The 7,538-nt window shown below is 69.3% G+C and carries 9 protein-coding genes; 5 read left to right on the plus strand and 4 right to left on the minus strand.

Annotated elements, in window-relative coordinates; all coding sequences use genetic code 11:
- Positions 1–82 precede the first annotated feature (82 nt).
- Both WFI00_RS01690 and WFI00_RS01695 read right to left on the minus strand, forming a co-directional pair.
- Positions 83–205, minus strand: coding sequence for a hypothetical protein (locus WFI00_RS01690; RefSeq protein WP_336631168.1), 123 nt, complete (start codon positions 203–205; stop codon positions 83–85).
- The gene (locus WFI00_RS01695; protein WP_336631167.1) at positions 199–537 is read right to left on the minus strand and encodes an SLC13 family permease; all 339 of its coding nucleotides are present in this window, start codon (positions 535–537) and stop codon (positions 199–201) included. Before WFI00_RS01695 ends, WFI00_RS01690 begins: the two co-directional genes overlap by 7 nt.
- A 192-nt stretch (positions 538–729) precedes the next feature.
- Between WFI00_RS01695 and WFI00_RS01700 the strand changes: the two genes are divergently transcribed.
- Both WFI00_RS01700 and WFI00_RS01705 read left to right on the plus strand, forming a co-directional pair.
- Entirely contained in the window at positions 730–1,956 is a 1,227-nt protein-coding gene (locus WFI00_RS01700; RefSeq protein WP_336631166.1) for an MFS transporter, read from the plus strand.
- On the plus strand, positions 1,953–2,897 hold the full coding sequence (locus tag WFI00_RS01705) for an alpha/beta hydrolase (protein WP_336631165.1): 945 nt from the start codon (positions 1,953–1,955) through the stop codon (positions 2,895–2,897). Before WFI00_RS01700 ends, WFI00_RS01705 begins: the two co-directional genes overlap by 4 nt.
- On the opposite strand, the gene WFI00_RS01710 is transcribed toward WFI00_RS01705, so the two are convergent.
- Positions 2,851–3,165, minus strand: coding sequence for a hypothetical protein (locus WFI00_RS01710; RefSeq protein WP_336631164.1), 315 nt, complete (start codon positions 3,163–3,165; stop codon positions 2,851–2,853). The two genes, WFI00_RS01705 and WFI00_RS01710, sit on opposite strands and share 47 nt — an antisense overlap.
- Positions 3,166–3,190: 25 nt before the next feature.
- Between WFI00_RS01710 and WFI00_RS01715 the strand changes: the two genes are divergently transcribed.
- The gene (locus WFI00_RS01715) at positions 3,191–3,733 is read left to right on the plus strand and encodes a CGNR zinc finger domain-containing protein (protein WP_336631163.1); all 543 of its coding nucleotides are present in this window, start codon (positions 3,191–3,193) and stop codon (positions 3,731–3,733) included.
- A gap of 24 nt (positions 3,734–3,757) precedes the next feature.
- Here WFI00_RS01715 and WFI00_RS01720 read toward each other — a convergent pair whose 3' ends face one another.
- Positions 3,758–4,372: a TetR/AcrR family transcriptional regulator gene (locus WFI00_RS01720; RefSeq protein WP_336631162.1), complete on the minus strand. Its 615-nt coding sequence runs from the start codon at positions 4,370–4,372 to the stop codon at positions 3,758–3,760.
- A 78-nt stretch (positions 4,373–4,450) separates the two neighbouring features.
- Between WFI00_RS01720 and WFI00_RS01725 the strand changes: the two genes are divergently transcribed.
- Positions 4,451–5,008, plus strand: coding sequence for an HXXEE domain-containing protein (locus WFI00_RS01725; RefSeq protein WP_336631161.1), 558 nt, complete (start codon positions 4,451–4,453; stop codon positions 5,006–5,008).
- Between the two features lie 153 nt (positions 5,009–5,161).
- Positions 5,162–7,189, plus strand: a complete 2,028-nt coding sequence (gene nagE, locus WFI00_RS01730) for an N-acetylglucosamine-specific PTS transporter subunit IIBC (RefSeq protein ID WP_336631160.1) — start codon at positions 5,162–5,164, stop codon at positions 7,187–7,189.
- The last annotated feature ends 349 nt before the right edge of the window (positions 7,190–7,538 follow it).

Genomic DNA, 7,538 nt, shown 5'->3' on the forward strand with positions numbered 1-7,538 from the left:
CCGCTCCGGCGGGAACTCTCCAAGGGGCGGCGTCGGCACTCGGCAGGGGTGGACCGTCCCCCGGTTCGAGGGGATTTCGGTGTCACCGGGTGAACGGCCAGATCGCCGGCATGTACAGTACGGCGACGGCGAGGAGGAAGAGGGCGAGCGGGAGCCCGAATCTCGCGTCGTCGCCGAAGCGATAGCCGCCGGGCTGCATCACCATGAGGTTCGCGGGGGTGGCGATCGGCGGCTGCCGTCAGCAGGGCGACGATGACGAAGAGAGCCCCACGGCGTATCGCGGCGCGGCCGAGTAGCCTGTCCGGCCCAGGCGGTGACGCCCGTGGCATCACGTGCTTCGCTCACCACGTAGAGCGACGCGATGAAGATCACCGTGGGGTCACAGAAGCCGGCGAAGGCCTCCGGCAGTGTCGGGACGTCGGTGAGGTGAAGGCTCACCGTCACACCCAGCGCGACCACTCCGAGCGGAAGGCGATTGCTGATGAAGGCGGCGATGGTGCACACCAGGATCAGCACCGTGGCGACGGTCGGATCCACGGGGCGAGCGTAGTGGGGTGCCGAGGCGTTCGGACGCGGGTCGGAGGAGGAGGTGCGACGATCCGAGCGGAACGCCACACGGCGCCCCCTAGAAGTGGGGATGCGTGTCGGGAACCGCGGCCCCGCGGGTCCTACGCTTCTATCCGTGACGCGCTCGACAGGAGCTGCCACCGCGTACAGGAGGGACCTGCGATGAGCGACTCGTCGACCATGCCGGCGAGGACGACCGCCCCCGAGGCGTCCGGCACGGTCAAGTTCCTCCTCTCGGCGATGCTCTTCCTCAGCTACATGCTGTTCGCGGTGGCCTGGAACTGGGGCGACCTGTATGTGCGCAGCCTGGGCTTCAGCGCGTCCCGGACGGCGTTGATGACGAACGCCATCACCCTGGCTCAGGTGATCGGGAGCGTGGTCGCGGCAAACGTCCTCCTCCGGCTCGGCCCGCGACACGCGTTCACCCTGGCATCGGGGCTCATCGTGTTCGGCGGGCTGGCCTCGCTCACGGATGCCTTCCCGCTCATCTTCTTCATCCGTTTCGTCCTGGGTCTCGGCGGCGCGCTGATGGTCGTGCTGCTGTCGGGGATCGTGGCACGTCTGCTGACCGGCCGCGCGCTGCAGGTCGCGAACGGCGTCAACTCCGTCGCGTTCAACACCGGCCTCGCGGTCGCCATGACCTTCAGCATGCAGCTGGCGGGAGACCCCGGCTTCGCCGTCGTGCTCGCGGCCGCCCTCTCGGCGATCCTGCTCATCCTGTGGCTGGTGATCGCGCGTCGGGGGCTCGCCGGCGCGAGCCGCGCCGTGTCCGTGACGGACGGGTCGTACACGATGCGGGACGGGTTCCGCGAGTGGTTCAACTGGGTGTTCGCGCTCTCGTACACAGGGCTGCTGTCCTACTACATCGTCGCCTTCACGTTCATGGATCCTCAGACGATCCGGTGGGTCGTGTACGCAGGCGTCGTCGGTGCTCTGGCGGGGACGATCGTGTCGTCTCGCGTCGCCAACGCGAGGAAGCCCGTCGTCGTCGTGTTCTGCGGTGCGGCGCAGATCGTGACCGCCGCCGCGGTGTTGTCCCTGTCCGACCACCGCCTCGCACCCCTGATCGGCGTCATCCTCGGCCTGGTGATCTTCTTCCCGATGCCGTTCTTCGTGCAGCTCGCATTCATCCGGCCGGGTGTGTCCCCCCGGCAGATCGCCGTGACCTTCTCGATCTTCTGGGCCGTCGCGTACGCCGGGTCGGTCGTGATCATCCAGGTCTTCGCATGGATAGCGGACGCGACCGGAGGGCTCCAGGACGGCGTTCCCGTCTCCACCGTCCCACTGGTGTTCATCGTGATCGTGGAATCGACCTTCGTGATCGGCACGTTCCTGATCTGGCGTTGGTTCCGCAGACAGACGCCCCACGCGTCGAAGGAGATCGCGTGAGCCTGCATCCCGCGTTCCGCACCTACCTCGACGAGCTGAATCCGCTCGTCGCCCAAGCCGCCCGTGACGGGGTCGTCCCCACTCCGGAGTCCGCTCGGGCAGCGCTCGCCGGTCTGGGAGCCTTCGAGCTGCCCACGCTCGCCGTCGCCCGGGTGTTCGACCGGGCCGCCGGCGGGAGCGTCCCCGTGCCCGTCCGCGTCTATGTCCCGCGGCCCGACATCGCCAGCGACGTCATCCTCTTCGTCCACGGCGGGGGACACATGGCGGGCGACCTGGACGTGTACGACGCGTCCGCGCGGCGGACGGCGGTCGCGACCGGCATGGTGGTCGTGTCGGTGGACTACCGCCGCTCGCCCGAAGCGCCGTTCCCGCAGGGATTGACCGATGTCTACCGGGTGCTCCGTCACCTCGACGACGCCGTCGACGGGGTCGCGACGGCGGGCCACGTGTACGCCGTCGCCGATTCGGGGGGAGCGGCGAAACTCGCATCCATCGCGATGCGGACCGCGCGGGGCGAGTGGGAGTCTCCCATCGAACGCCAGGTGCTGCTCTATCCGAGTCTCGACTACACGATGAGCGGTGACAGCGTCCGGGAGTTCGCCGAGGGGTACTTCCTCTCGGCGGAGCGGGTCGCGTGGTACTTCGATCACTACTTCCTCGAGGGCGTCGACCGTCGGGCGGCGTCGCCGCTGTTCGGGCCGTTCTCGGCCGACATGCCCGAGACGCTCGTGATCGCCGCGGAGTACGACCCCCTCTCCTCGGAGGCCGTCGGATACGTCGAACGGATGCGCTCTGCGGGTGCGCGAGCGGAGCTGATCGTGGCATCGGGCATGATCCACGCCTTCGCGTTCTTCGAGACGCTCGTCCCCGAAGCGATCGAGCGGCTCTACGCGGTCACCGCGGAGTTCCTGACGGAGGGACGGGCGCCCGGTCGGTGGTGACCGGCTCGACGAGGTGCTCCAGGCCGGCGAGGCGGCGTGCGGGGGCTCCGGTGGGGTGTTCGCGCGGCGCCGTCGTGCTCAGGGCCGTGGGCGGCGTGCCCCGGCCATGCTCACGATCGACGCGCCGCACTCCGCACGAGGTGCACCGCACGTAGAGGATCACGCCGTCGGACGTCGAGTGACGCGACTCGACGCTCCACCCGTGCTCGTGCGGCGAGGTGGCCGAGGTGGACGCGGGTACGGGCTGGGAGTGCGCGATGGCGGTCATGCTGCCATCGTGATGTAATGCCCTTATGCATCTCAACCCTTACGGCGAGTACGCGGTGCTTCTCGCCGCGTCGCTCGCGAACGACTGGCCGTCCGATCGCGCGGGTATCGTCGCGCGCACTCGCGACGAGGGGATGACCGTCGAGTTCCCGGAGCAGGCGGACGATCACACCCGCGTCCGCGCGATCGTCGACGACTGGCTGAGGGTCGTCGACGAGACGGATCCGCGCGGACGCGCGCGCCTTCTGAACGACCAGATGAGGGAGGCATCGGCGTACCCCCGACTCACCGACCACGACGACGAGGGCTGGCACCTGCACTATCGCGACGACGACGCGCGGTCGCTGCCGGAGGTCCTCTCGGCCGTCTTCAGCGTCGGGACGGCGCTGCACCTCACGACACGGGGCCAGCATCGGCTGCACCGCTGCGCAGCGGGGGAGGCGCCGGGCGATCCCTGCACCGCGGTCGTCGTCGACACCACCCGCAATGGACGCCAGAGATACTGCTCCGTACGGTGCGCCAACCGCGCGGCGGTCCGACGGCACCGCGCCCGCATCGCCGCGGCGTGATTGCGACGGCGCAGGTCGGGTGCGTCAGACCTCCGCGTCGTGCGTCGTGCCTCGGTCCCGGGCGCGGGGCGGTCTCATCCCGAGCACATCCCTCCAGAACTCCTTCGCCTCCTCGACGGACACCGGCTCGGCGAGGACCGCGGCGCGGTAGATCAGCCCCCCGATGACGGCGTCGACCGCGGTTCGCGGGTGGACGTCGGGGCCGAGCTCGCCCCGGTGGATCGCCGCCGTCACCAGTGCGACGGCGTGTTCCCGGACCGGATCGATGATGCGTCGACGGTAGATGCTGCGAAGTTCGTCGTCGCGCTGACGGTCGATGTCCAGTGCGACCGCGAGTACGGGGGAGCCGCCGGCGCCGAACGGGCCGAGTCCCGCGTCGACCAGACGATCCAGGTCCGCCGCCAGATGCCCGGTCGACGAGAGCCCGCGATCGCCGAGAGCACGCTCCATCGCGGCGACGACCAGGTGGACGAGGCTCGGCCATCGGCGATAGATCGTGGTCTTGGCCGTCTTCGCCTCTGTGGCGATGTCGTCGATCCGCAGCGCCGCGTATCCGCGGGCATGCAACAGCCCGATGGTCGCATCGAGCACGGCGTCGTCGACCCGTCGCTCACGAGGTCGCCCACGCGTGCCGGTCATGCGCACCTCTCGCCGTCGCTCCTCATGAGAGTTATGCTACTGGCAGTAGCGTATCAACTAAAATCGTGGCGGTGCCTCATGCGGATACTGACCCGGGCATGTCTCGGCCTCTTCGTCGCGTGGGCGGTGCACGATGCGGAAGAGCTCGTCACCATGTCGCACACCTCCCGCGCGGTGCTCTCGCGCCTGCCCCGCCGGGTGCCTGTCCCGGCCGACCTCCGCGCCAGTGGAGTGTCCCAGACCCACGTGAACCTCGCCATCGCGATCATGGGCGCGATCATGGCCGCCGTCGCCGCCGCGGGAGCAGCCACGGGCGGACGGTCGCCGTGGTTCCGCGGCGCACTGTGGGCCTTCGGTGCGCACGGCTTCACGCACCTCGCGGCGAGCGTGGTGCGCTGTGCCTACACTCCGGGCGTGGTGACGGCGCCCGTCGTGGTCATCCCCTTCTGGCTCTGGGCGCGGCGAGTCCTCCGCGATCATGGGCGCCTCGAGCAGGATGCCGGATCCATCGTCGTCGCGATCAGCGCGGCGCCCGCGATGTTCGCCGTGCACGCGCTCACGCGCGCCGTCCTGGGGAGCAGGTCCGTTCGGCAAGCGGCCGCGGAGCGCGCAGACGGCCGCCGGCGCGGGCGCTGAGAGCCGTCGTATCCGCACGGATCCAGGGGGTTAGTTCAGACCCCTTGCAAAAGGAGAGCGAAGCTGAGAGGATCCTGTACGTCCGGCCGTCGTGCGCGCGCATCGTCGCTGATGCGGGTCCCGGGCCTCTGACCCCTCGGATGGAGACAATCGATGAATTTCTTCCAACGCCTGGGCCGATCGATCATGCTGCCGGTGGCCGTGCTGCCGGTCGCCGCGATCCTCTCCGGCATCTCCTACTGGATCAGCTCCGCCGCGGGCGGCGCCAACGTCGTCTCGGCGTTCCTGGGCGCCGCGGGCGGGGCCCTCCTGGACAACATGCCGCTCCTGTTCGCGGTGGGCGTGTCCATCGGGATGGCCAACAAGACCGACGGCACGTCCGCGCTCGCCGGGCTCGTCTCGTGGCTCACGATCACGACGCTCCTCGCCCCCGCGACGATCCAGAACCTGCAGGGCGTCTCGGACGTCGCCGACGTCAACCCCGCCTTCGGCAAGGTGCAGAACGTGTTCGTCGGCATCATCGCGGGCCTCATCGGGGCGTGGTGCTACAACCGATTCAAGGACACGAAGCTCCCCGACGCGCTCTCGTTCTTCTCCGGCAAGAGGTCGGTCGCGATCGTCACGGCGGGGCTGTCGCTCGTCGTCGCCGTCGCCCTCATGTTCATCTGGCCGGTCGTGTACGGCGCGCTCGTCACCTTCGGCGAGTGGATCGCGACGCTCGGGCCCTTCGGCGCCGGGCTCTACGGCTTCTTCAACCGGCTGCTCATCCCGACGGGTCTCCACCACGCGCTGAACTCCGTGTTCTGGTTCGACGTCGCCGGCATCAACGATCTCGTGAACTTCCTCGCCGGCAACAACGGCGCCGGCGTCTACGGCGTCACGGGTCAGTACATGTCGGGGTTCTTCCCGGTGATGATGTTCGGCCTGCCGGGCGCCGCCCTCGCGATGTACATGACCGCCAAGACGAAGCGCAAGAAGGTGACCTACGGCATCATGCTGTCGGCCGCTGTCGCATCCTTCTTCGTCGGCGTGACCGAGCCGCTCGAGTTCGCCTTCATGTTCGTCGCGCCGTGGCTGTTCCTCATCCACGCGGTGTTCACCGGCATCTCCGTCGGCATCGCGGCGCTGCTTCCGACCAGGCTCGGGTTCGGATTCTCCGGCGGCTTCATCGACATGGTGCTGCAGTGGGCCAATCCGCTCGCGCAGAACCCGTGGATCCTCCTCATCATGGGCGTCTGCTGGTTCTTCATCTACTTCTTCACGTTCTCGTTCGTGATCAAGCGCTTCAACGTGAAGACCCCCGGCCGCGAAGACGACGAGGACGCGCAGGACGCCGACAACATCGCGACGAGCCTCAGCGGCTATCACGGCACGGCGGAGAAGTTCATCGCGGGCCTCGGGGGAGCGACGAACATCATCGACGTCGACAACTGCGCCACGCGCCTGCGGATGGAGATCGCCGACACCTCCAAGGTCGACGAGCACGCCCTGAAGCGCGCCGGCGCCGCCGGGACGATCAAGACCGGTGAGCACTCGGTGCAGGTCGTCTACGGCCTGAACGTGCAGTTCGTGAAGGACGCGATGGACGACCTGATCAGCGGGCGCACGGCGCGCATCGAGGCCGCCACGGAGGCGGAGGCCGGCCTCCCGGGTCGCGGGGCGGCGGAGCAGGGGTTCAGCGCCGGGGTCTCCACGATGCTCGGGGTGCCGACCGTGGCGGCGGCGGCGATGGCGGCCGGAGCCGCTGCGGAGCAGCGCAGCCGCGCCAGGGCGCCGAAGCGCCTGACATTGCGCCAGCCGGTGCCCGGTCGGGTGATCCCGCTCACCGAGGTGCCCGACCCGATGTTCGCGGGCGGGACGATGGGGCCAGGCCTGGGCATCGATCCCACGGGGGACACCGTCGTGGCACCCGCGGCCGGCACCGTGGCATCCGTCTTCCCGACGGGGCATGCGATCGGACTCGCCCTCGACGACGGCACCGAACTGCTGATCCACATCGGGATCGACACGGTGGGCATGAAGGGCGACGGGTTCGAGACGCTCGTGAAGACCGGTGATCACGTGGAGGCGGGCGACCCGCTGGCGCGGTTCGACGCGGAGAGGATCCGGGCCGCGGGCCTGTCGCCGATCACCCCGGTGATCGTGCTGAACGACGAGACGGCGACGATCGTCTTCGAGTGACGCGGCGTCCCGGCGGCCGCCGCACAGACGGCGGCCGCCGAGGTCAGTACGCCTGCTGGATGGCCGCGGCGACGGCCCCCACGTCGTCGTCGCAGATATGTCTCCAACCGTCGGATGCGGGCACGCACGGCGACAGATTGCGCCACACATCCCGCGCGGGTCGACGCAGATGTGTCAGCATCCGTCGGAACCACCCGCGCACAGCGACAGATTGCGCCACACATCCCGCGCGGGCCGGCGCAGATGTGTCAGCATCCGTCGGAACCACCCGCGCACAGCGACAGATTGCGCCACACATCCCGCGCGGGCCGGCGCAGATGTGTCAGCATCCGTCGGAACCACCCGCGCA

The sequence above is a fragment of the Microbacterium sp. MMO-56 genome, from assembly GCF_037146215.1.
Classification (GTDB): domain Bacteria; phylum Actinomycetota; class Actinomycetes; order Actinomycetales; family Microbacteriaceae; genus Microbacterium.